This is a genomic window from Kitasatospora sp. NPDC051705 (assembly GCF_044453265.1).
In the GTDB taxonomy this organism is placed as follows: Bacteria; Actinomycetota; Actinomycetes; order Streptomycetales; family Streptomycetaceae; genus Kitasatospora.
Window position 1 is genome coordinate 71,876 of the sequence record NZ_JBITCO010000012.1, and the last position, 21,455, is coordinate 93,330.

Below are 21,455 nucleotides of genomic sequence, written 5' to 3' on the forward strand. Positions count from 1 at the left end.
CCGCCCGCAGGAAAGGCCGCGCCTTGTCCGAGAACGCCCAGAGCGGCCGTCGCGCGCTGCTGGCCGGCCTCCGGCCGGTCGAGCGCCTCAAGCGCACCGCCCCCGCGCCCGGGGGCAAGAAGCCCCGCCGTCCGAAGCGGACCGGCTGGCGCCGGCTGCTCCCCACCTGGCGGATGAGCCTGCTCGGCCTCGCCGTGGCGCTGCTGCTCGGCGTCGGCCTGTTCGCCCTGGGCGTCGCGCTGGTGAAGGTCCCCGACGCGCACGCCGCCGCCACCGCGCAGAGCAACACCTGGCTCTACGCGGACGGCTCGGTGATCACCCGCACCGGGCAGACCAACCGGCAGAACGTCGGGCTGGACAAGGTGTCCCCCGCCGCGCAGCACGCCGCGCTGGCCGCCGAGGACCGCAACTTCTACCACGAGGGCGCCGTCAACGTGCAGGGCCTGCTCCGGGCCGCGGTCAACACCGCCAAGGGAGAGGGCACCCAGGGCGGCTCCACGATCACCCAGCAGTACGTGAAGAACACGTACCTGAACCAGAAGCAGTCCGTCACCCGCAAGGTGAAGGAGCTGTTCATAGCCATCAAGGTGGACGCCACCGAGAGCAAGGACGAGGTCCTCTCCGGCTACCTGAACACCTCCTACTACGGCCGCGGCGCCTACGGCATCCAGGCCGCCGCCCAGGCGTACTTCGGCGTCGACGCCTCCGCGCTCACCCCCGCCCAGGGCGCCTACCTGGCCACCCTGCTGAACGCGCCGAGTGCCTACGACGTGGCCACCGCGACCCCGGCCGGCAAGCAGAACGCCGTCAACCGCTGGAACTACGTGCTGGACGGCATGGTCAAGGAGGGCTGGCTCTCCGCCGCCGACCGCGCCGCCACCACCTTCCCCGACGTCAGGGACCCGCAGCCCAACCCGGGCCTGTCCGGCCAGTCCGGCTACCTGGTCAACGAAGCCACCCAGTACCTCACCGCCAACCAGATCATCAGCGAGAGCGAGCTGGCCAAGGGCGGCTACACGATCAAGCTGAGCATCGACCCGGGCCGCCAGCAGGCCCTGCAGGACTCCGTCCAGACGCAGCTGCACGACACCCTGAACCCGGACAAGCGGAAGAAGGACGCGGCCGCCCAGGCCGGCGCCGTCTCGGTGGACCCGAAGACCGGGGCGGTCGTCGCCCTCTACGGCGGCGTGGACTACGTCAAGCACTACGTCGACAACGCGACCCGGCGGGACTACCAGGCCGGCTCCACCTTCAAGGCGATCGCCCTGGCCGCCGCGTTCGAGAACGACGCCAAGACCCAGGACGGCCGGACGGTCACCCCGCGCACCGTCTACGACGGCACCAGCGGCCGCAAGGTCCGCGGCGGCAAGGGCACCCCGTACGCGCCGCCGAACGAGGGCGACAGGAGCTACGGCCAGATCTCCCTGCAGCAGGCCACCGACTGGTCGGTCAACTCGGCCTTCGCGCAGTTGGCCCAGGACACCGGATTGCAGAAGGTCAAGGACACCGGTGTCGCGCTGGGCCTGCCCGGCAACACCCCGGGGCTCGACCCGGTCCCGTCCATCCCGCTGGGTGCGGCCACCCCCAGCGTCCTCGACATGGCCGGCGTGTACGCCACGCTGGACAACGGCGGCAAGCAGATCACCCCGTGGCTGGTCCAGTCGGTCGACCGCGAGGGCGAGGCCGTCCCGCTGCCCGCCCACAAGACCACCCAGGCGATCAGCTCGGACACCGCGAACGAGGTCACCTCGATGCTCCAGGGCGTGGTGAGCGACCCGGGCGGCACCGGCTGGCGGGCCAAGGCGCTCGGGCGCCCGGTGGCCGGCAAGACCGGCACCACCGACGACCAGAAGTCGGTGTGGTTCGTCGGCTACACCCCCGAGCTGGTCACCTCGGTCGCCCTGTTCGGCCAGGAGCCGGGCACCGGCGCGCAGGTCAGCCTGAGCGGCGTCGGCGGGATCGACGGCGCGGCGGGCGGCCAGTACCCGGCGCAGATCTGGACCGGCTACATGAAGGCCGCGCTCAGGGGGCTGCCGGTCTCCGACTTCCCGGACCCGGCCGACGGCGGCGACTCCGCCGACCCCGGCGACCTGCCGACCGCGCCGTTCTCGCCCAGCGCCACGCCGTCGACCGGCACCGGCTCGGGTGCCACCACCGCGCCGGGCGCCCAGCCCGGCGACGGGTCCCGGACCGGCTCCAGGAACGGCAACGGCAACGGCTCCGGTGCGTCGACGCCGACGGGCGGGCCGAACCCGGGCGGCGGTGCCACCACCGCGCCCACCGACCCCGCCACCGGGCAGCCGACCTCGCCGCCGACCACCCAGCCGACGACGAAGCCCACGACCAAGCCCACCACGAGGCCGACGCCGACCACCGGCCCGACCACGGCCCCGACCACCCAGCCCACCACCCAGCCCACCGGCGGGACGGACCCGCTGGCCGGGGCGGGGACGTCCTCCGGTCAGTAGCGGGGGCCCCGGGTTCGGGCGCGAACCCGGGGCGCGGGCGCGGGGCGCCGGCCAGGGGGTTCGCGCGGCCTCGGGCGGCCTGCGGGGCGGGTGCGCGGGCGGGTGCGGGACGGCGCAGGTGATTGCGCCGCTGCGCACAGTTCCGTGCAGGACCAAATGCCGGAATGGCGCCTTACCGAAGCTCCGGTATGACTGTCACAATGCGTCGGTGCACGGATCAACAGCCCCATCCACCCGCCCCACCGGCAGGACCCTCGGCCTCAGCCTCGCCCTGGTCTCCGCCTTCGCCTTCGGAGGCTCCGGCACCGCCGCGAAGCCGCTGATCGAGGCCGGCCTCTCACCGCTGCACGTGGTGTGGCTCCGGGTCACCGGCGCGGCCGTGGCCCTGCTCCCGATCGCCTACCGGCACCGGGACGCCGTCCTGCGCCGCCCCGGCCTGCTGCTCGGCTTCGGCCTGCTCGCCGTCGCCGGCGTCCAGGCCTGCTACTTCGCGGCGATCTCCCGCATCCCGGTCGGCGTCGCCCTGCTCATCGAGTACCTCGGCCCGCCGCTGCTCATCGGCTACGTCAGGTTCGTCCAGCGCAAGCCGATCAGCCGGGGCGCGGCGATCGGCGCCGGGGTCGCGGTGAGCGGACTGGCCTGCGTGGTGGAGGTCTGGAACGGCCTCGGCTTCGACGCGCTCGGCGTGCTCTTCGCCCTGGGCGCCGCCTGCTGCCAGGTCGGCTACTTCCTGCTCGCCGACGCCGGCCGCCGGGGCGAGCGGCCCGTCGACCCGATGGCGGTCAGCGCCTACGGCCTGCTGATCGGCGCCGTCCTGCTCACCGCCTTCACCCGGCCGTGGCAGGCCGACTGGAGCCCGCTCGGCGGATCCGTGCTGATGAACGGGCACACGGTGCCCGCGCTGCTCCCGGCCGCCTGGATGATCCTGGTCGCGACCGTGCTCGCCTACCTGACCGGCGTGATCTCCGTGGGCTACCTCTCGCCGCCCATCGCCGGGGTGGTGGCCAACCTCGAGGCGGTCGTCGCCACCGTGCTGGCCTGGGTGCTGCTCGGCGAGCACCTCGGCCTGCCGCAGATCGCCGGTGGTCTGCTGGTGCTGGCGGGCGCCTTCGCGGCGCAGGCCAGCAAGCCGCCGGCCGACCCGGAAACGGTGGCCGCAGCCGTCGCCGGCGCCGCCGCCCCGGGTGTCCCGGACGGGCTCGACGAGCTGCACCGGCCGGACGGGCCGGGCGGGCCGGGCGGGCCCGGCGGTCCTGGCGCGCCGAGCGGCGCGCGGGTCGCCGGGGACTCCCCGGTCGACCGGGGTCCTCGGGCCGACCGGGAGCGGGTGGCCGCCGAGCGGGGGGTCAGCGACCGACCCAGCCGAACCAGTCGAGGTGGTTGAGCGGCCACACGACGGCCGCCACCGGCCCGACCACGTTGGCCACCGGCACGGCCCCGCCGCCCGGGCCGCGCTGGTGGTAGCGGGAGTCCGCCGAGTCGCTCCGGTGGTCGCCCTCGACCCAGACGGAGCCCGAGGGCACCGTCACCGGGCCGAAGTTCAGGCCGGCGCAGGAGTCGTCGCCCGGGTGCAGGTACGGCTCGTCGACCTTCTTCCCGTCGACGGTCAGCGTGCTGCCCGCGCACTGCACGGTCTGGCCGCCGGTCGCGACGACCCGCTTGACCAGGTAGTTGTCGTCCTTCGGCGGCACCAGCCCGACGAAGCTCAGCACCGAGGTCACCGCGTTGGTGAGGGGGTTCGAGTCGGTGGGCTGCGGCGGGAGCCAGCCGCCCGGGTCCTTGAACACCACCGGCTGCCCGGGTTCCGGCTTCCAGCCCGTCAGCGGAGCGAACTTGTTCACGCCGACCCGGTCGCCGATCCGCAGCGTGTTCTCCATCGAGCCGGACGGGATGGTGAACACCTGGAACAGGCAGGTCTTGATCAGCAGGGCGACCACCAGGCCGACCGCCGCCATCGCGGGCACCTCGATCCACCAGGGCCGCGGTCGGCGCCCCGCCCGGCGGGCCTTGCGGACGCGCGAGCCCCGGGCCCGGCGGCGGGCCTCGGCGCGGCCGCCGGGGGCGTCGGACGCCCCGGGACCGCGGCCGGCAGCAGGGACCGGGCCGGACCCGGCATCGCTCGGCGTTTCGGGCAGGTTCACCGCCATCGTCGCTGCTCCACCTCTCCGGCTGGGGAAACCTGCACGCTACGCCAACCGTGGAGCCTCACGAAATCGGGCGTTTAGCCGTCCCCGACATCTCCCCGGGCTCCCCCGGACCGGACGGCCCCGGGGAGCCGCCCCGCCGGGGGGGCGCTCAGGCGAGGGGCGCTCAGGCGCGGGCGATGGCCTCGTGGTGGCGGATGACCTCGGCGATGATGAAGTTCAGGAACTTCTCGGCGAAGACCGGGTCCAGCTTCGCCCCGGCGGCCAGCTCCCGCAGCCGCTTGATCTGGTCCCGCTCGCGCGCCGGGTCGGCCGGGGGCAGCTTGTGCTCGGCCTTGAGCCGGCCGACCCGCTGGGTCGCCTTGAACCGCTCGGCCAGCATGTGGACCACCGCGGCGTCGATGTTGTCGATGCTCTCGCGCAGGCTGGTCAGCTCCGCCCGCACGGCGTCGTCGACCCCCTGGGGCAGGCCGGCGTCGGGGGTCGTGGGGTGGTCCGTCATCGGGGCGGCTCCCGGTGTCTGGGTTGGGCACCCGGCGCGCGGGGCGGCCGGGCTCGGGCCCGGGCAAATCTAACAGGGCCCCCGTGCCGGAACCGCACGCCGAAGGGGTTCCGTCCACGATCCGGACGTCCCCCGGACCCCCGGCGGCCCCGATGGTCACCCGGCAGTCCCCCCGCGTTCCCCCGCCGGCCCCGGGCGGACCCGGGCGGACCCGCGCCGTCCCACGACCCGCGCCACCCGCCGCCCCGACCCTCCCGGGCCCCGGGGGCGCGGCCCGTAGGCTGGTGCGTGCATGACCGGAAGTGACGACACAACAGTCCCTCAGTGATGGAGGTACCGATCGTGGCAACCACCCGCACCGCCCGCACCGCCTGGGAAGGCAACCTGGTCGACGGCAAGGGGCAGGTGACCTTCGCCTCCTCCGGGATCGGCGAGTACCCGGTCTCCTGGCCGGCCCGGGCCGAACAGCCCAACGGCAAGACCAGCCCGGAGGAACTGATCGCCGCCGCGCACTCGGCCTGTTTCTCGATGGCCCTCTCGCACGGCCTCGCCGGCGCCGGCACCCCGCCGACCACCCTGGACACCCAGGCCGACGTCACCTTCCAGCCCGGCACCGGGATCACCGGCATCCACCTGACCGTCACCGGACAGGTGCCCGGCCTGGACGAGGCCGGCTTCGTCAAGGCCGCCGAGGACGCCAAGGCCAACTGCCCCGTCAGCAAGGCGCTCACCGGCACCACCATCACCCTGACCGCCACGCTGGCCTGACGCCCCGCCGGATCCGGCGCGGCGTCAGCTCGTTCCCGCTCCCGGCGCGCAACCAGCGCCCGGGGGCGCGGATTCGGCTCACACGCCCCCGGCACACCTCATGTGATGTACACCCGGGGCGTCCACCCGTACCGCCACTCATGGCCACGAAGCGGGCGAATCACCCTGGCGGCGGTCACCGCCCGTTGTCACCGCGGCCTATGATCGGCCGCAGCGCCCTGTCCTTCACGCGGGTCTCCGCGCGACAGCGCCCCACGCCGGGCGCCCCGCACCGGACCGACTCCGAGGACCGCGACAGAGTGCGGAGCCGGCCGCCGGAGTCCCGAGTGGCCGGCCGGACCAGCATCAGGCGTCAGCAGCGGACGGGAGCATGCCGTGCCGGGCCAGAACGAGGGGGCCGACGCACACCACCCGGGCGTGCGGCACGAGGACTCACCGCACCACCGTCACCTCACGGCACCGGCCCGGCGGCCCGCCGTCGGCTCCGCCGGCACGGCGGTCGGCGCGGCGGTCGGCACCGTCGACCCGGTCGGGTCGGTCGCTTCCGTCGGTCCGATCGACCCGTCCGGAACGGCGGGCATCTCCCCGGCCGACCCCGGCGCGCTCCTCTGCCCCACCTGCTCGAAGCCGCTGAACGACGGCGCGCACCGGGGCCCCGCCGGCGGCGCCGACCCGGAGGACGGGGGGACGGACCGGCCGCTCGCCGCCCTGCGGGCCAGCGAGTCCCGGTTCCGGGCCGCCTTCTGCGACGCGGTCATCGGCATGGCCCTGATCGACCCCGAGGACCGGATCATCGAGGTCAACCCCGCCTTCGCGGCCCTCATCGGACGCGGCGTCGGCGAGCTGGTCCGCACCCACCTGCACGAGATCATCGACCCCGAGGGCATGCCGCACCGGCTCTTCCCCGAACTCGTCCACGGCGGCCGCGAGCGGTTCCGCGTGGAGAAGCAGCTCAAGCACCGCGAGGGCCGCACGGTGTGGAGCAAGGTCACCGTCTCGCTGATCCGGGACGGCGCAGGGCGACCGCTCTACACCCTGGCGCTGGTGGAGGACATCACCGAGCAGCGCCGGCTCGGCGACCGCCTCGAGTACCAGGCCCTGCACGACCCGCTGACCCGGCTCCCCAACCGGACCCTCTTCTTCGAGCGGCTCGACGCCGCCTGCCTCACGGCCACCGCCACCGTCGCCCCCTCCGACGCCCTCGCCCTCGACGCCGCCGTACAGGCCGCCGACGTCCTCCAGGCCGCCGAGCCGGCCCTCCCGCCGGCGGACGGGCGCCGGGTGGGCGTCTGCTACCTGGACCTCGACGGCTTCGCGGCGATCAACGAGACGCTCGGCCACCACATCGGGGACCAGCTGCTGATCGCCGTCGCCACCCGGCTGCGCCGCGGGTTCTCCGGTCGCGACGCCCACCTGGTCGCCCGGATGGGCGGCGACGAGTTCGCCGTCCTGGTCACCGACAGCCGGGGCAGCGAGCAGCTGACCGAGCTGGCCGCCCGGATCCTCCGGGAGCTGGAACGCCCCTTCGACGTCGCCGGGCACCGCCTGGTGGTCACCGCCAGCGTGGGCGTCGTCGAGCGGTCCGTGCACGAGACCACCCCGACCGACCTGGTCAAGGACGCCGACGCCACCCTCTACTGGTCCAAGGCCGACGGCCGCGCCCGCTGGACCCTCTACGACCCGGACCGCGGCGCCCACCAGCTGACCCGCCAGCTGCTCGCCACCGCACTGCGGCCCGCCCTGGAGCGCGGCGAGTTCACCATCGAGTACCAGCCGCTGGTCGGCCTGGCCGACGGCGCCGTGCACGGCGCCGAGGCCCTCGTCCGCTGGCACCACCCGCGGTACGGGAAGCTCTCGCCGGACCGTTTCATCCCGCTCGCCGAGGAGTCCGGTGCGATCGTGCCGCTCGGCACCTGGGTCCTGGAGGAGTCCTGCCGCCAGGCCAAGCGGTGGCTCACCGAGTTCCCCGAGACCGAGACCTTCGTGAGCGTCAACCTGGCGGCCCGCCAGATCTGGGACTCCGACGTGGTCGCGGACGTCGCCCGGGCGCTCGAACGCACCGGACTGCCGGCCCGGCTGCTCCAGCTGGAGATCACCGAGAGCGCCCTGCTCGGCCCCGGCGGTCGACCGCTGCAGGCCCTGCAGGCCCTGGCCGACATGGGCGTGCGGATCGCGATCGACGACTTCGGCACCGGCTACTCCAACCTGGCCTACCTCTCCCGGCTGCCGGTGCACGTGCTGAAGCTCGACGGCACCTTCATCGAGGGCTTCCGCGACCCGGCCCCGGCCGGCGGCGGCCGCCCGGAGCGCCCGGAGCTCGGCTCCCGCCGCAGCGACGCCGACGAGCAGATCGTCGGCGCGATGGTGCAGCTGGCCCACACGCTCGGCCTGACCGTCACCGCCGAGGGCATCGAGAGCGCCGCCCAGGCCGAGCGGCTGCGGCTGACCGGCTGCGACACGGCTCAGGGCTGGTACTTCGCCCGGCCCGGGGAGGCCGAGCTGGTCGCGGCCATACTGCGCGAGGGCCGCACCGGCCGGGGCGCCGGCCGCTGACCCGGGGCGGGCTCGGGCGGTGGGCCGGGGCCGCCAGGCCCCGGCGGTCACCTCGGCGGTCGGGCCCCGGCGGTCAGGCTCCGGCGGTCAGGCCGTAGGCCTCGGCGATCAGACCGTAGGAGCGCAGCCGGGCCTCGTGGCCGTGGATGTGCGAGGTCACCATCAGCTCGTCCACCCCGGTCCGCTTGCGCAGGGCCTCCAGGCCGTCCGCGACCTCGCCCGGCGCGCCCAGCACCACGTTCTCGAGCCAGCCGTCGATGAACTCCGCCTCGGCCGGGCTGTACGGGTGGGCCTCGGCCTCCTCCGGGGTGGGGATCGGGCCGGGGTTGCCCCGCCGCAGCCGGAGCATCCCGAGGGCCGCGGAGCGCGCGAGGCGGCGGGCCGAGGCCCGGTCGTCGGCGGCGACCGCGCTCACCCCGATCAGCGCGTACGGCTCGGCGAGCACCTCCGAGGGCCGGAAGGACTCCCGGTAGAGGTCGAGGGCCGGAACGGTGTTGACGCTGCTGAAGTGGTGCGCGAAGGCGAACGGGAGACCGAGCCGACCGGCCAGCCGGGCGCTGAAGCCGGAGGACCCGAGCAGCCAGACCGGCGGGCGGCCGTCCCCGCGGGGGACGGCGGTCAGCCGCGCGTACGGGTGCCCGTCGGGGAAGTCCGCGTCGAGGAAGTGGGTCAGCTCGGCGAGCTGCTGCGGGAAGTCGTCCGCCCCCTCGGAGAGGCCCCGGCGCAGTGCCCGGGCGGTGGCCGGGTCCGTCCCGGGGGCGCGGCCGAGCCCGAGGTCGATCCGGCCCGGGTGCAGCGCCTCCAGCAGGCCGAACTGCTCGGCGACGGCGAGCGGGGCGTGGTTGGGGAGCATGACGCCGCCCGAGCCGAGCCGCAGCGTCGTGGTGTGGGCCCCGAGGTGGGCGAGCAGGACGGCCGGGGTGGAGCTGGCGACGCCGGGCATGCCGTGGTGCTCGGCGACCCAGAAGCGGTGGTACCCCCACTGCTCGGCGCTGCGGGCCAGCGCGGTGGTCGCGGCCAGGGCCTCGGCGGGCGTGTAGCCGACGCCCACGGTCGCGAGGTCGAGGATGGAGAGCGGGGCGGGTGCGGTACCGCGGGCGGTGCCGCGGACCGCCGCGCCGGGCCCCGGTCCGGCCCCGTGCTCCTGCTGGTCCTCGGTGGTCATGCCGTCCGCCCTCCTGGCCTTCCCTGAGCCGGCCCGTCGTGGTCGACCGCCGGTGTCGAACGCCCGGCGATCGCTGTTGCCGACCGGGGTCAACCACGCCGCCGGGCCGGCTGTTCCCGCGCTCCGACGGGATCCGCCCCGGCGCTGCCGACGGGGCCGCCCCGGGCCCGCCCCTCCGTTCACCTGACGGAGGGACAGCACCGCCGCCCGGATGGCGACTTCACGCCAGAGCCGGAAGTCGCCAGGCCCAGGGCTCGCGATCGGCGGCGGCCTCCGGCAGGCTGGTGATCAGGAGCGGACGACCCGACGGGATCCGTCCTCCGCGAACAAGATCGGCGGGCTGGACCAGTGCCGACCGATCCCAGCGAGCCCCCGGAGCGGCACACCGCTCCGGGGGCTCGCGCCAATTCCCGGCAAACCGCCCACCTCCTGTGATCCGCGGCATACCGGGGTGCTTCATGGCATGAAAAGTCGAGGCGCTAGCGTTGACCCCAGCAGCCACCTGCTCCCCCGGGCGGCGTGGAGGGAGTACGGGCCTTGAACTTCGTGGCGGCGATCGGATCCTCGTGGATCTGCGCCCTGGCGCTCTTCGCCGTACTCGGAGACGCCCTCCTCCCCTTCATCCCCAGCGGCACGCTGGTCATCCTGGCCGTCCTCAAGACGGCGCGGATCGACGGCGCCCCGATACTGCTCGGCCTGGGCGTGGCCGTCGCCTCGTTCCTGGGCGACCTGCTGCTGCTCCACCTCGCCCGGCGCGGTGCGCCCGTCCTGCAACGGCGGCTCGCCCGGCGGCCGAAGCTGGCCGCCAGCGTGGCGAGGGTCCAGCAGGCCCTGGTCGAACGCCCCCACGGGGCGGCCGCGGCGATGGTGGTGATCGCCCGGTTCGTCCCGGCCGGCCGGACCGTCCTGGACGTGGCCATCGGCCACTCACCCGCCCATCCGCACCGCTTCCTGCACTGGTCGGCGCTGGCCGCACTGGTCTGGGCCGCCTACATCGTGACGCTGGGCTGGCTGAACAGCCACTGGTTCGACACCGCCTGGCTGAGCCTGGCGGTGTCCTGCACCGCCGCCACCTTCGTCAGCACCGCGATCGCCCGAATAGTCCGCCGCAACCGGCGACTGGCCGCGCTCTGACCGCTCGCCGAAGCCTCCCGGCGAGCACCCCCCTCCGACCCTCGACCCGGCCGGACCGACCCCTCGGCGAGTGCCGTCCGCCCGGACGGGCGACCGGCCGGACCGAGCGCTGACGAACTCTGATCACACGGTCGAACCGGGGGTACCGTACTGCCCCGACGGCGCGAGGTGCGAAGCGTCACAGGACGGCAACAGATGAGAATTTCCTGCAGCCCGGCTCGGTGCGGTCGGCGTGTTGTCCTACGTCGGACATCGGCGGCCTTGGTCGCCGCTGCGACCACATGACATGCTTACAGCGGAAAATACATCAATTGCCCGATTTGGCCGGTTGCGGACCCGACCCGCCCTCACCACCGGCATCGGCACCCAGGGGAGACCATGACCAGCATCTCGCGCAGGACGGTGCTCAGTGCGACCGCTGCGACCGCGGCCCTCGGCGCGGTCGCGGCCTGCTCCAGCGGCGGATCCGGTTCGAGCCACGGCTCCACGTCCTCCCCCGGTGCCGGCGGCAGCCCGGGCACCACCTCGGCCGACACCGCCGACCCGACCAGGACCACCGTCCCCAAGGGCACCCCGATCGGCGACGGCTCCACCGCCGACACCGGTCCGCAGCCGAACCAGCCCAAGCCCGAGAAGCTCAAGCCCGGCGAGCGGCCCCCGCAGTTCGTGGTCTTCTCCTGGGACGGCGCGGGCGGCACCGACGACGGCCAGTTCCCCCGCTTCCTCAAGCTGGCGGAGCAGTACAAGGCCACCATGACCTTCTTCCTCTCCGGTATATACGCCCTGCCCAAGGGCAAGGCCGACCTGTACCACCCGCCGAAGCACTCGGTGGGGGCCTCCGACATCCCGTACCTGTCGGACGGCGCGGTCAAGGCCACGCTCAAGCTCGTCAGCCAGGCGTGGCTGGCCGGGCACGAGATCGGCACCCACTTCAACGGGCACTTCTGCTCCAGCCGCCCCGACAAGAACGGGGTCAACATGTGGACCCCCGACGACTGGCAGAGCGAGATCGACCAGGCGATCGGCTTCGTCACCCAGTGGCGGACCAACACCGGCTTCACCGACGTCGACCCGCTCCCCTTCGACTACAAGAAGGAGCTCATCGGCGGCCGCACCCCCTGCCTGGAGGGCCAGAAGGCACTGCTGCCCACGGCCGCGAAGCTGGGCTGGAAGTACGACGCCAGCTCCTCCGGCGGCCTCCAGATATGGCCGCAGAAGGTGCAGGACGGCAAGGTCTGGGACTTCCCGCTGCAGTCCATCCCGTTCCCCGGGCACACCTTCCAGGTGCTCTCGATGGACTACAACATCCTGGCCAACCAGTCCGCCGGCAGCACCAAGGGCGACCCGGCCAAGTACAACGACTGGCGCACCCAGGCCAAGGACGCCTACCTCGCCGGCTTCGACCGCGCCTACAACAGCAACCGCGCACCGTTCTTCATCGGGAACCACTTCGAGCAGTGGAACGGCGGCATCTACATGGACGCCGTCGAGGAGACCCTCAAGACGATCGCGGGCAAGCCGGACGTCCGGCTGGTCTCCTTCCGGCAGCTCGTCGAATGGCTCGAGGTCCAGGACCAGTCCACCCTGCGCAAGCTGCGCACCCTCAACGTCGGCCAGGCGCCGGCCGGGGGCTGGGAGACGTTCCTCGGCGCGGCGGGCTGAGGCTCGGCCGGACGGCCGACCCGCGGGGCTGAGTCCCGGCCGGACGGCCGACCCGGGCGCCGGCGGCCCCGTCGGCGGGCACCCGTTCCGCCGACCGGGCCGGTGCCGCCCGGTCGGTCACCCGACGCCGGCGTCCGCGAGCAGGCCGCGGACGATGCGCTCGGCCCCCCGCTCGCCCCAGAGGATCGAGTAGTGGTTGGTGTCCGGCACCGGCGAGGCGGGCACCCGGGCCGGATCGAGCCCGGCGAGCCCGATCCGCCGGTGGTCGTAGAGCCCCTGCGGCTCGTCGAGCAGACCGCGCTCGGCCCAGATGAGTTCGGCCGGGCAGGAAAGCCGGTGCACGGCGGCCGCCGCCTCCCGGTCCAGCAGCACCTGGGCGCCGTCGGCCTGCACGGCCTCCAGCACGCAGGATGAGCGGAGGTCGGGCTCCACCCCGACCAGGTCGCGCCCGGTGTAGGCGTCGAGCTCCGCCGACCAGACCGGCCCGAAGGCCGGGTGGCGCTGCCAGAACTCCCGGTAGGCGGCCCGGTCCGGGAAGGTCATCGACAGCCGGGCCAGGGCCGGGCCGAGCACCGCGGCCAGGGCGTCCTCCTCGCGGACGCCCTCCGGCAGCGGGAAGGTCAGCGCACCGTCCACCAGCAGCACCCGGCGGACGAGGTCCGGATGCCGCACCGCGGCCAGCGCGGTGACCCAGGCCCCCATCGAGTGGCCGACCACGGTGACGGGCCCCGCGCCGAGCGCCGAGATCACCGCGGCCACGTCGTCGGCGTGCCGGGCCAGCCCGTACGGCCCGGCGACCGCCCGGCTTCCACCGCGCCCCCGCAGGTCGGGCGCGAGCAGGGTGACCCGCCCGGCGAGCCGGCGGGCGACCTCGTACCAGGCGAGGCCGTTGGCGGTGATGCCGTGCACCGCCACGACGGTCGGGGCGTCCGGGCGGCCGGCCGGCCAGCGCAGCACCGCCAGCTCACCGCCGGGCACGGGGACGGCCGCCTCCTCCGGGTGCAGGGGGGACTGGCTCATGCGGGGGTACCTCCGAAGGGGCGGGCGGGCCGGACACCGGTCGGCGTCCGGACCGGGCGGGCGGACCGGGCGGCGCGGACGCGCCCCGGACGACGGGCGAGGCCGACGGGCAGCAGGTGGACCACCGCGAGGACGGCGAGCCGCCGGGCGGGGCCACCGGTCGGGCCCGCGCCCGGGCGGGCACCGGAGGCGGTCCCGGTGGGTGCTGTCGAGCTGCGCATGGTGGCCGACTCCTGGGGGTGCGGCGGCTGGATGCCGGAACCGTAGGTGTGCGGTGGGACGGGCGACATGTGACCGGGCGACGCATCGGCCCACCGCGATGTGGCTGCGGCCGCCATACCGCCCGGTCCGCGCGGCTCCCCGGGTGCCGGGGTGTGGCCGCGCGCCACGCCCCGGCACCCGGGCATGGCGGCGGCGGCCATGGCTGCGGCGGCCCGCGCCCGGTGACGGTGGAGGCGACACGTCGGCCGACCGGCCACGGCCGGCCGTCCGGCCCGTCGCGGCTGCGCATCCCTCCCCTCCGGGTGCCGCTCCGTCTCCCCTACCCCCTCCGACGCCGCACCACCACCCCTTCCCGGAGCGACCCCTTCCTCCCTCTCCCACTCCTCACGAGGTGACCCCTTGGACAAGGTCCTGGACTCCCCCGCCGACGCCGTCGGGGACATCCCCGACGGCGCGGTGCTGGCCGTCGGCGGCTTCGGCCTCTGCGGCATCCCGAGCACGCTGATCGGCGCCCTGGTGGACACCGGCACCACCGGCCTGCGCGTGGTCTCCAACAACTGCGGAGTGGACGACTGGGGGCTGGGCCTGCTGCTGCGGGCGGGCCGGATCGCCCGGATGACGTCCTCCTACGTCGGCGAGAACAAGGAGTTCGCCCGGCAGTACCTGGCCGGTGAGCTGGAGGTGGAGCTGACCCCGCAGGGCACCCTGGCCGAACGGCTGAGGGCGGGCGGCGCCGGCGTCCCCGCCTTCTACACGCCCGCCGGTGCGGGCACCCAGGTCGAGGAGGGCGGGCTGCCCTGGCGCTACGCGACGGACGGCTCGGTGGCCCTGGCCTCCCCGGCCAAGGAGGTCCGGGAGTTCGGCGGCCGCCGGTACCTGCTGGAGGAGGCGATCACGGCCGACTTCGCGCTGATCCGGGCCGAGGTGGCGGACCGGCACGGCAACTGCGTGTTCCACGCGGCCGCCCGCAACTTCAACCCGCTGTGCGCGGCGGCCGGCCGGATCACCGTGGTCGAGGCCGACCGGATCGTCGAACCGGGCGAGCTCGCCCCGGACGCCGTGCACCTGCCCGGGGTCCACGTGGACCGGGTGGTGGCCGCCGACCCCGGGGACCGCCGCATCGAGCGCCGGACCGTCCGCCCCGAACCGGCCGCGCCCTCCCCGGCGAACGCCGGACCGGCCGGCCCCGCCGGGCGGCCGCCCGTCCTCGACGCGCGCAACGCCCTGGCGGCCCGCGCCGCCCGGGAGCTGCGCGACGGACAGTACGTGAACCTGGGCATCGGCCTGCCCACCCTGATCCCCGGTCACCTCCCGCCGGGCGTCCAGGTGGTGCTGCACTCGGAGAACGGCGTCCTGGGCGTAGGGCCGTACCCGGTCGGGGGCGCCGAGCACGCCGACCTGGTCAACGCCGGGAAGGAGACGGTGACGGTCGCCCCCGGTGCCTCGTACTTCGACTCGGCCTTCTCCTTCGGCATGGTCCGGGCCGGCCGGATCGACGTCTCGGTGCTCGGCGCGATGCAGGTGTCGGCCGGCGGCGACCTCGCCAACTGGACGATCCCCGGCCGGATGGTCAAGGGCATGGGCGGCGCGATGGACCTCGTGCACGGCGCCCGCCGACTGATCGTCGTGATGGAGCACACCGCCCGGGACGGGTCTCCGAAGATCGTCGAGGAGCTCTCGCTCCCCGCCACCGGGCGGGCGGTGGTGGACCGCATCGTGACCGATCTGGCCGTGATCGACGTGACCCCGGACGGGCTGCGGCTGGTGGAGACCGCCCCGGGCGTGGAGTTCGCGGCGGTCAGGGCCGCGACGGCCGCGACCCTGCTGCCCCCGCTCTGAGGCTGCCGGGGCACGGCACGGCGAGCCTGAGTGGAGAAGGGGAACGGAGAAGCGGAACGAGGAACAGGAGAGCCCGACGGAACGGCCGGACGCCTCGCGGTGCGCCGGCCGTTCGCCCGGCCCGTAGCACCACCGGCCGCCCCTCGTGCCGGCACACACGCCGGATTCACCGCATCGGCACCGGCGAGGCCCGGAATGGCCGAGAACCGTGCGATCCTCACGCGGGCACGGCGCTCATCCCCCGGATCGGTTGCGATCACGGTTGCGCTCCGGGAGAGTTGGGGCGCAGTGGATCCCGCACCCGGGAGGGGAAGCCGGGACGCGTCACGGGATCCGCACGTGGACTCCCCTGCAGGCGCTCGACGAATTCCGCTCGCGGACGCATGACCCGCGGACAGATGACCCGGGGACGCCCGGCGCGCGGACGCATGGCGCGAGTGGCGGCCGGAGATCGGCCCGGAACGCCGCAGTTCACCCGGCGGACTTCCACCGGACCGGCTTTCGGGCGCAGTCGGGCGCAGCAGGGCGCAGCAGGGCGTAACCAAGCACAGAGCGAGACACGGAGCGCAGCAAGGCTCCGGGGGGCGCGGACCGGCCCCGCCGAACGCGACCGCCGGCGCACCGGGGCGCAGCACGACGCGGCAGGTCGCATACTCCCGTTCCGGACACGCACCAACAGGCCCGCCGACACGGCCGGCCCCGCTGGGGGGAGCTGACGATGACCACGCCGTTCGCACGGCAGAGGGATGCCGGAACGGCCCGCGGGCGGGGCGCCCGACGGCGGCTCGACGAGGAACTGGCCTCCGTCCCGGCTCCCGAAGCCCCCTACGACTACGGCCACTTCAGCCGACTCGCCGGCCCGGCCCACGACCCGGACGAGGACGACGACCTCGGCGGTGGCGTCTACCGGCCCGAGTCCGTTCCCCACTGGCCCGAGCCCGCCCCCCACGGGCCGGACCACGGCGCTCCCCCCGAGGCGCGGCTCGCGGACCTGCCCGGGGACCTGTCTCCGGACCGCACGGCGGAGCCGACCGCCCCCGCCCCCTACCGGGTGCAGTACCGCAGCCTGTTGCGCCGCGAGCCGCACCGGGTCCGCGCGGTGCTGCTGCTGGTGGCGGCCCCGTTGGTGGAGGCCGTGCTGCTGGTCTGGCTGCTCCTGCCGGAGCACTGGCCCGAGCGCCCCGGCGAGACGGACACGCTGGTGCTGCTCGGCGACCGGGTGATGATCGGGATCATCGCCGTGGTCGAGCTCTTCCGGCTGGTCAACGTGGTCTCCAACACCCACGCGACCCTGGTCGCCCGCGACCCGGTGCCGGTGACACCGCAACCGGGCACCCGGGTCGCCTTCCTGACCACCTGTGTGCCGGGCAAGGAGCCGCCGGAGATGGTCCGGGCCACGCTCGTCGCGGCGCGCGCCGTGCGGCACGACGGACCGTACGACCTGTGGCTGCTGGACGAGGGGAACGACCCGGCGATGCGGGCCCTCTGCGCCGAGCTCGGCGTGCGCCACTTCAGCCGGTCCGGCCAACCGCACTGGAACCGGCCCGAGGGCCGGTTCCGCGCCCACACCAAGCACGGCAACTACAACGCCTGGCTGCAGGCGCACGGCGACGACTACGACTTCTGGGTCTCGGTCGACACCGACCACGCCCCGCTGCCCGACTTCTGCGAGCGGATGCTCGGCTACTTCCGCGACCCGGACGTGGCGTTCGTGGTCGGCCCCCAGGTGTACGGGAACTACCGGAGCTCGGGATCGGCCGTCACCAGGTTCTCCGAGAGCCAGCAGTACCTCTTCCACGCCCTCGTCCAGCGCGCCGGGAACCGGTACGGCGCGCCCATGTTCGTCGGCACCAACAACGCCGTCAGGATCCGCGCGCTCCAGTCGATCGGCGGACTGTCCGACTCCGTCACGGAGGACATGGCGACCGGCCTGGAGTTCCACCGGAGCCGGAACCCCGGGACCGGTGAACGCTGGAAGTCCGTGTACACGCCGGACGTGCTCGCGGTCGGCGAGGGCCCGTCCTCCTGGACCGACTTCTTCTCCCAGCAACTCCGCTGGAGCCGCGGCACCTACGAGACCCTGCTCACCCGGTACTGGCGGGTGCTCTGGCAGCTGTCGCCCGGCCGTCTGCTCAACTACTCGCTGATGGTGGGCTTCTACCCGATGGCGGCGCTCACCTGGCTGCTCGGCGGTGCGTCCAGCGTCCTCTACCTGGTGTTCGGCGCCTCGGGCGTGCACGTGTCCTCCGAGATCTGGATGATGCTGTACAGCGACGCCGCCGCCCTCCAGCTGCTGCTCTACACCTGGAACCGCAAGCACAACGTGAGCCCGCACGAGCCGGCCGGTTCCTCCGGGGTGGCGGGCATGCTGATGTCGGCGCTCTGCGGCCCGGTCTACGCCGCCTCCCTGGTGCAGGCGCTGCTGCGGCGGCGCAGCCGGTTCGTGGTGACGCCGAAGGGCCGTTCGGCCAGTACGGACCGGGTCGGCACCTTCCGCTTCCACCTCTTCTGGGCACTGGTGTTCGGCGGGGCGATCGCCGCATCCTTCGTCACCGGGCACGACCACGTCGCGATGCGCACCTGGGCCTGGATCGCCCTGCTCCTGACCCTGCTGCCGGTGCTGGTGCTGGCCGGTGACGCCGTCCGCCGCCGGCGCACCCGCCCCACGGCCACCCTCACCGTCACCGGCGGCCCTGCGGCGGCGCCGAAGGTGCTGCTGGAGAAGCGCCGCCCCCGGCACGCCCGCCGGCCGGGGGGCGGCGGCCCGGAAGGGGGCCCGCCCGCGCCGTTCCCCCCGCCCGCACCGTTCCCCCGGGCCGCGCCGGACCGGACGGGGAGCACCACCGGGCGCTGAACCCGCCCCGGCAGAACCGGTCGGAACCCGCCGGAACCGACGGAGCCGACAGCCCGAGCAGCCCGAGACGACCACGAAGACCACGAAGACCAGGACGACCGAGCAGACCAGGCAGACCAGGCAGACCAGGCAGAGCTTCCCGAGGGGACCAACCACCGTGAAGATCCACAAGACCGGCCGGACCAAGCGCTTCGCCCTCGGCAGCACCGTGGCCCTGGCCGTCGCCGGGATGAACGCGCCGGCCGTCCTCGGGTTCGCCACCCACCAGTACCACCAGTACGTGATCAACCGCCCCGAGTACAAGGCGGAGTACGGGCACTGGCAGACCCTCACCCTGCCCGCAGGGTTCCGGGTCAACGCCGTCCACGCCTCCCTGCTGCGCACCGGCAAGGTGCTCATCGTGGCCGGCTCGGGCAACGACGAGAAGCACTTCGACGCGGGCACCTTCCGGAGCCTGCTCTGGAACCCCGCCGACAACACCTACAAGCTGGTGCCCACCCCCGCCGACATGTTCTGCGGCGGCCACGCCTCCCTGCCGGACGGTCGGCTGCTGCTCGCCGGCGGCACCCAGCGCTACGAGAAGCTGGCGGGCGCGGTGAAGCGGGCGGCCGGCGTCATGCGGGTGCGCAACGAGAGCCCGGCCGGCGCCCGGACGTTCCCCAGGGGCACCGTCTTCGTCGGCCCGAACGGACGCGAGTACGCCTCCACCGCCCCGGTGACCGTCCCGGCCGCGGTGAAGAGCGGCTCCGGCCGGCAGACCGTCGTCACCGCCGGCGAGCAGCACGTGTTCGTCGAGGCGGTCGGCGAGGGCCCCGACTGGGTCGCCGGCTCCCCCGCCCAGTACCGGATCAAGGGCCTGGACGGGGCCGACGCGCACGACCTGTACGGGCAGAGCGCCAAGCTGACCCTGGACAAGCAGGAGTACCAGGGCATCCGCTCGGCCTTCGAGTTCAACCCGGACACCGAGCTCTACGAGCAGGTCACCGACATGGCCTCGGCCCGCTGGTACCCGACGCTCACCGGACTCGGCGACGGCCGGGTGCTCACCGTCTCCGGCCTGGACGACACCGGGGAGATCCTCAACGGCAACGACAACGAGATCTACGACCCGGGGAGCAGGACCTGGTCCAAGGGCCCGGACCGCTACTTCCCGACGTACCCGTCGATCTTCCTGACCGCCGCCGGCAAGCTCTTCTACTCCGGCTCCAACGCCGGCTACGGCCCGGCCGACAAGGGCCGCGAGCCCGGCGTCTGGGACCTCGCCACCAACGGCTTCCAGCCCGTCCCCGGCCTGCGCGACCCGGACCTCACCGAGACGTCCTCCTCGGTGCTGCTGCCGCCCGCGCAGGCGCAGAAGGTGATGGTGCTCGGCGGCGGGGGCGTCGGCGAGTCCCCGTCGTCCACCGCGCGCACCGACATCGCCGACCTGTCCGCCGCCGCGCCCGCCTTCACCCCGGGCCCGGACCTGCCGGCCGGCGGCACCCGCTACCTCAACAGCGTGATCCTCCCGGACGACACCGTCCTCACCACCGGCGGCTCCAGCGGGTACCGCGGCCGGGGCGGCAGCGACCTGCTCAGGGCACAGGTGTACCACCCGGACAGCAACACCTTCACGGCCGCGGCCGAGCCCACCGTCGGCCGCGACTACCACTCCGAGGCGCTGCTGCTGCCGGACGGCCGGGTGGCCGTGCTCGGCTCGAACCCCCTGTTCGCGGACAAGGCCGAGACCACCCCGGGCGGTTTCGAGCAGCGCATCGAGGTGTACACGCCGCCGTACCTGTTCCACGGTGAGCGTCCGCAGGTCGGCGCCGCACCGGAGCGGGCGAAGCTCGGCGGCACCGTCCGGATCGGCAGCACCCGGCCGGAGGCGGTCACCACCGCCAAGCTGATCCGGCCCAGCTCCGTCACCCACGTGACCGACGTCGAGCAGCGGTCGGTGGCCCTGGACATCGGCGCGCGCACGGCCGACGGCGTCGCCCTCACCCTCCCCGCCAACCCCGACCTGCTGCCGCCCGGCTGGTACATGCTCTTCGTGACGGACGCCGCCGGCACGCCGTCGGTCGCCCGCTGGATCCAAGTGACGCGCTGACCGGGGCCCGCGGCGGCCAGGGCCTCGCCGGCTCGCCCCCCGGAGGGCCCGAACCCGAACCGGCGAGCCCTGGGCGGTCCCTCGCCGCCCGGCCCGTCGGCAGCCGCCCCCTCAGCGGGAGGCCGCCACCCGGCCAGTCAGGGCGCGGCCTGCGCCAGACCGAGCGCGTAGGGCAGCCAGAACTCGCCCGCCCGGGGCTCGCCGCGCCCGCACTCGCCGTCGGACTCCCCAGGGTTCTTGATCCACAGGTAGGCGTCGACCCCGGGCCGGCCGGTGTCGGCGGACGGCCGTTCGCCGAGCGCGCGGCCCGGCGGGTTGCACCAGGCGTCGCCGCCCAGCGGGCCGTTGCCGTTGCGGCTGGTGTCGATCACGAAGGGCTTTCCGCCGAGGGCGGCGGAGAGCTGGGCGCCGTACGCCGCGTTCCGGTCGGTGGCGTAGAAGTTGGCGACGTTCACGGCGAACCCGTCGGCTGCTGCGATCCCGGACTTGCGCAGGGCGGTGGACAGTTCGGCCGGGTCCTGTGACCAGCCGGGGTTGCCCGCGTCCAGGTAGACCCGCACCTGCGGGCGCTTCTTCAACTCCTGGACGGCGAAGGCCAGCAGACCGTAGCGCTCGGCCGCGACGTCGCCCTTGATCCCACAGGTGTCGAGGGTGTGCGCGACGGCGTCCGGCTCCAGCACCACCCAGGCCCTGCGGTCGCCGAGGGCCTCCGCGACGCCGCTGATCCAGGCCCGGTAGGCCGCGGCGTCGGTGGCGCCGCCGGCCGAGTAGAGGCCGCAGTCACGGTGCGGGATGTTGTAGGCGACGAAGACGGCCGTCCGGTCGGCTTCGGCGGCACGCTTGCTGACCTGTTCGGCGATCTCCCTGGCGCCCTGCTCGCCGAGCCACTGCGCGGAGGGCTGGGCGGCGATCCGCAGCAGGGTGTCGGCCTCCGCCGTCCGGCCCTGGCCGCGCAGGGCGGTCACCTGGCGGGCGGCGTTGGTCCGGTCGGACACGTAGAAGGCCTGGCCGGGGAGTTGGGCGAGCCCGCCGGGG

At 74.4% G+C, this 21,455-nt stretch carries 15 protein-coding genes; 9 read left to right on the forward strand and 6 right to left on the reverse strand.

Annotated elements, in window-relative coordinates:
- The first annotated feature begins 23 nt into the window (after positions 1-23).
- Positions 24-2,468, forward strand: a complete 2,445-nt coding sequence (locus tag ACIA8Q_RS17495) for a transglycosylase domain-containing protein (RefSeq protein ID WP_396317406.1) — start codon at positions 24-26, stop codon at positions 2,466-2,468.
- A gap of 208 nt (positions 2,469-2,676) precedes the next feature.
- Positions 2,677-3,852, forward strand: coding sequence for an EamA family transporter (locus tag ACIA8Q_RS17500; RefSeq protein ID WP_396317407.1), 1,176 nt, complete (start codon positions 2,677-2,679; stop codon positions 3,850-3,852).
- Here the strand turns inward: ACIA8Q_RS17500 and lepB are convergent.
- Complete coding sequence (lepB, locus tag ACIA8Q_RS17505; RefSeq protein ID WP_396317408.1) at positions 3,815-4,615, reverse strand: signal peptidase I; 801 nt, start codon at positions 4,613-4,615, stop codon at positions 3,815-3,817. The two genes, ACIA8Q_RS17500 and lepB, sit on opposite strands and share 38 nt — an antisense overlap.
- Positions 4,616-4,778: 163 nt before the next feature.
- Entirely contained in the window at positions 4,779-5,114 is a 336-nt protein-coding gene (locus ACIA8Q_RS17510; RefSeq protein WP_360209370.1) for a chorismate mutase, read from the reverse strand.
- A 342-nt stretch (positions 5,115-5,456) separates the two neighbouring features.
- On the opposite strand from ACIA8Q_RS17510, the gene ACIA8Q_RS17515 reads away from it, so the two are divergent.
- Both ACIA8Q_RS17515 and ACIA8Q_RS17520 read left to right on the forward strand, forming a co-directional pair.
- Positions 5,457-5,882 carry an OsmC family protein gene (locus tag ACIA8Q_RS17515; protein ID WP_360209373.1) on the forward strand — a complete coding sequence of 142 codons (426 nt, stop codon included), beginning with the start codon at positions 5,457-5,459 and terminating at the stop codon, positions 5,880-5,882.
- Between the two features lie 375 nt (positions 5,883-6,257).
- Positions 6,258-8,435 (forward strand): putative bifunctional diguanylate cyclase/phosphodiesterase, encoded by a 2,178-nt coding sequence (locus tag ACIA8Q_RS17520; protein ID WP_396317409.1) that lies wholly within the window; start codon positions 6,258-6,260, stop codon positions 8,433-8,435.
- A 73-nt stretch (positions 8,436-8,508) separates the two neighbouring features.
- Here the strand turns inward: ACIA8Q_RS17520 and ACIA8Q_RS17525 are convergent, their stop codons facing one another.
- The gene (locus tag ACIA8Q_RS17525) at positions 8,509-9,600 is read right to left on the reverse strand and encodes an LLM class flavin-dependent oxidoreductase (RefSeq protein ID WP_387901412.1); all 1,092 of its coding nucleotides are present in this window, start codon (positions 9,598-9,600) and stop codon (positions 8,509-8,511) included.
- Positions 9,601-10,146: 546 nt separating this feature from the next.
- On the opposite strand from ACIA8Q_RS17525, the gene ACIA8Q_RS17530 reads away from it, so the two are divergent.
- Positions 10,147-10,734 (forward strand): VTT domain-containing protein, encoded by a 588-nt coding sequence (locus ACIA8Q_RS17530; protein ID WP_360209521.1) that lies wholly within the window; start codon positions 10,147-10,149, stop codon positions 10,732-10,734.
- A 378-nt stretch (positions 10,735-11,112) separates the two neighbouring features.
- Positions 11,113-12,396, forward strand: a complete 1,284-nt coding sequence (locus ACIA8Q_RS17535) for a hypothetical protein (RefSeq protein ID WP_360209382.1) — start codon at positions 11,113-11,115, stop codon at positions 12,394-12,396.
- Between the two features lie 117 nt (positions 12,397-12,513).
- On the opposite strand, the gene ACIA8Q_RS17540 is transcribed toward ACIA8Q_RS17535, so the two are convergent.
- Together ACIA8Q_RS17540 and ACIA8Q_RS17545 are read right to left on the reverse strand one after the other, a co-directional pair.
- Positions 12,514-13,416 carry an alpha/beta fold hydrolase gene (locus ACIA8Q_RS17540; protein WP_396317410.1) on the reverse strand — a complete coding sequence of 301 codons (903 nt, stop codon included), beginning with the start codon at positions 13,414-13,416 and terminating at the stop codon, positions 12,514-12,516.
- Positions 13,413-13,637 (reverse strand): hypothetical protein, encoded by a 225-nt coding sequence (locus ACIA8Q_RS17545; RefSeq protein WP_396317411.1) that lies wholly within the window; start codon positions 13,635-13,637, stop codon positions 13,413-13,415. The genes ACIA8Q_RS17540 and ACIA8Q_RS17545 overlap by 4 nt, the downstream gene beginning before the upstream one ends.
- A gap of 400 nt (positions 13,638-14,037) precedes the next feature.
- On the opposite strand from ACIA8Q_RS17545, the gene ACIA8Q_RS17550 reads away from it, so the two are divergent.
- The 3 genes from ACIA8Q_RS17550 to ACIA8Q_RS17560 all read left to right on the forward strand — a co-directional run bounded on the left by ACIA8Q_RS17550 (position 14,038) and on the right by ACIA8Q_RS17560 (position 20,420).
- Positions 14,038-15,477: a 3-oxoacid CoA-transferase gene (locus ACIA8Q_RS17550; RefSeq protein ID WP_396317412.1), complete on the forward strand. Its 1,440-nt coding sequence runs from the start codon at positions 14,038-14,040 to the stop codon at positions 15,475-15,477.
- Positions 15,478-16,195: 718 nt separating this feature from the next.
- A complete protein-coding gene (locus ACIA8Q_RS17555) occupies positions 16,196-18,331 on the forward strand; it encodes a glycosyltransferase family 2 protein (RefSeq protein WP_360209388.1) in 2,136 nt (711 codons plus the stop codon).
- Positions 18,332-18,488: 157 nt separating this feature from the next.
- Positions 18,489-20,420 carry a galactose oxidase-like domain-containing protein gene (locus ACIA8Q_RS17560; RefSeq protein WP_396317413.1) on the forward strand — a complete coding sequence of 644 codons (1,932 nt, stop codon included), beginning with the start codon at positions 18,489-18,491 and terminating at the stop codon, positions 20,418-20,420.
- Between the two features lie 137 nt (positions 20,421-20,557).
- Here ACIA8Q_RS17560 and ACIA8Q_RS17565 read toward each other — a convergent pair whose 3' ends face one another.
- Complete coding sequence (locus tag ACIA8Q_RS17565; RefSeq protein ID WP_360209391.1) at positions 20,558-21,415, reverse strand: glycoside hydrolase family 6 protein; 858 nt, start codon at positions 21,413-21,415, stop codon at positions 20,558-20,560.
- Positions 21,416-21,455: the final 40 nt, after the last annotated feature.

What these genes read in the sequence shown, in the direction of transcription:
- lepB (WP_396317408.1), bottom strand. Translation starts at nt 4,615, where the DNA reads ATGGCGGTGAACCTGCCCGAAACGCCGAGCGATGCCGGGTCCGGCCCG.
- ACIA8Q_RS17510 (WP_360209370.1), bottom strand. Translation starts at nt 5,114, where the DNA reads ATGACGGACCACCCCACGACCCCCGACGCCGGCCTGCCCCAGGGGGTC.
- ACIA8Q_RS17525 (WP_387901412.1), bottom strand. Translation starts at nt 9,600, where the DNA reads ATGACCACCGAGGACCAGCAGGAGCACGGGGCCGGACCGGGGCCCGGC.
- ACIA8Q_RS17535 (WP_360209382.1), top strand. Translation starts at nt 11,113, where the DNA reads ATGACCAGCATCTCGCGCAGGACGGTGCTCAGTGCGACCGCTGCGACC.
- ACIA8Q_RS17540 (WP_396317410.1), bottom strand. Translation starts at nt 13,416, where the DNA reads ATGAGCCAGTCCCCCCTGCACCCGGAGGAGGCGGCCGTCCCCGTGCCC.
- ACIA8Q_RS17545 (WP_396317411.1), bottom strand. Translation starts at nt 13,637, where the DNA reads ATGCGCAGCTCGACAGCACCCACCGGGACCGCCTCCGGTGCCCGCCCG.
- ACIA8Q_RS17555 (WP_360209388.1), top strand. Translation starts at nt 16,196, where the DNA reads ATGACCACGCCGTTCGCACGGCAGAGGGATGCCGGAACGGCCCGCGGG.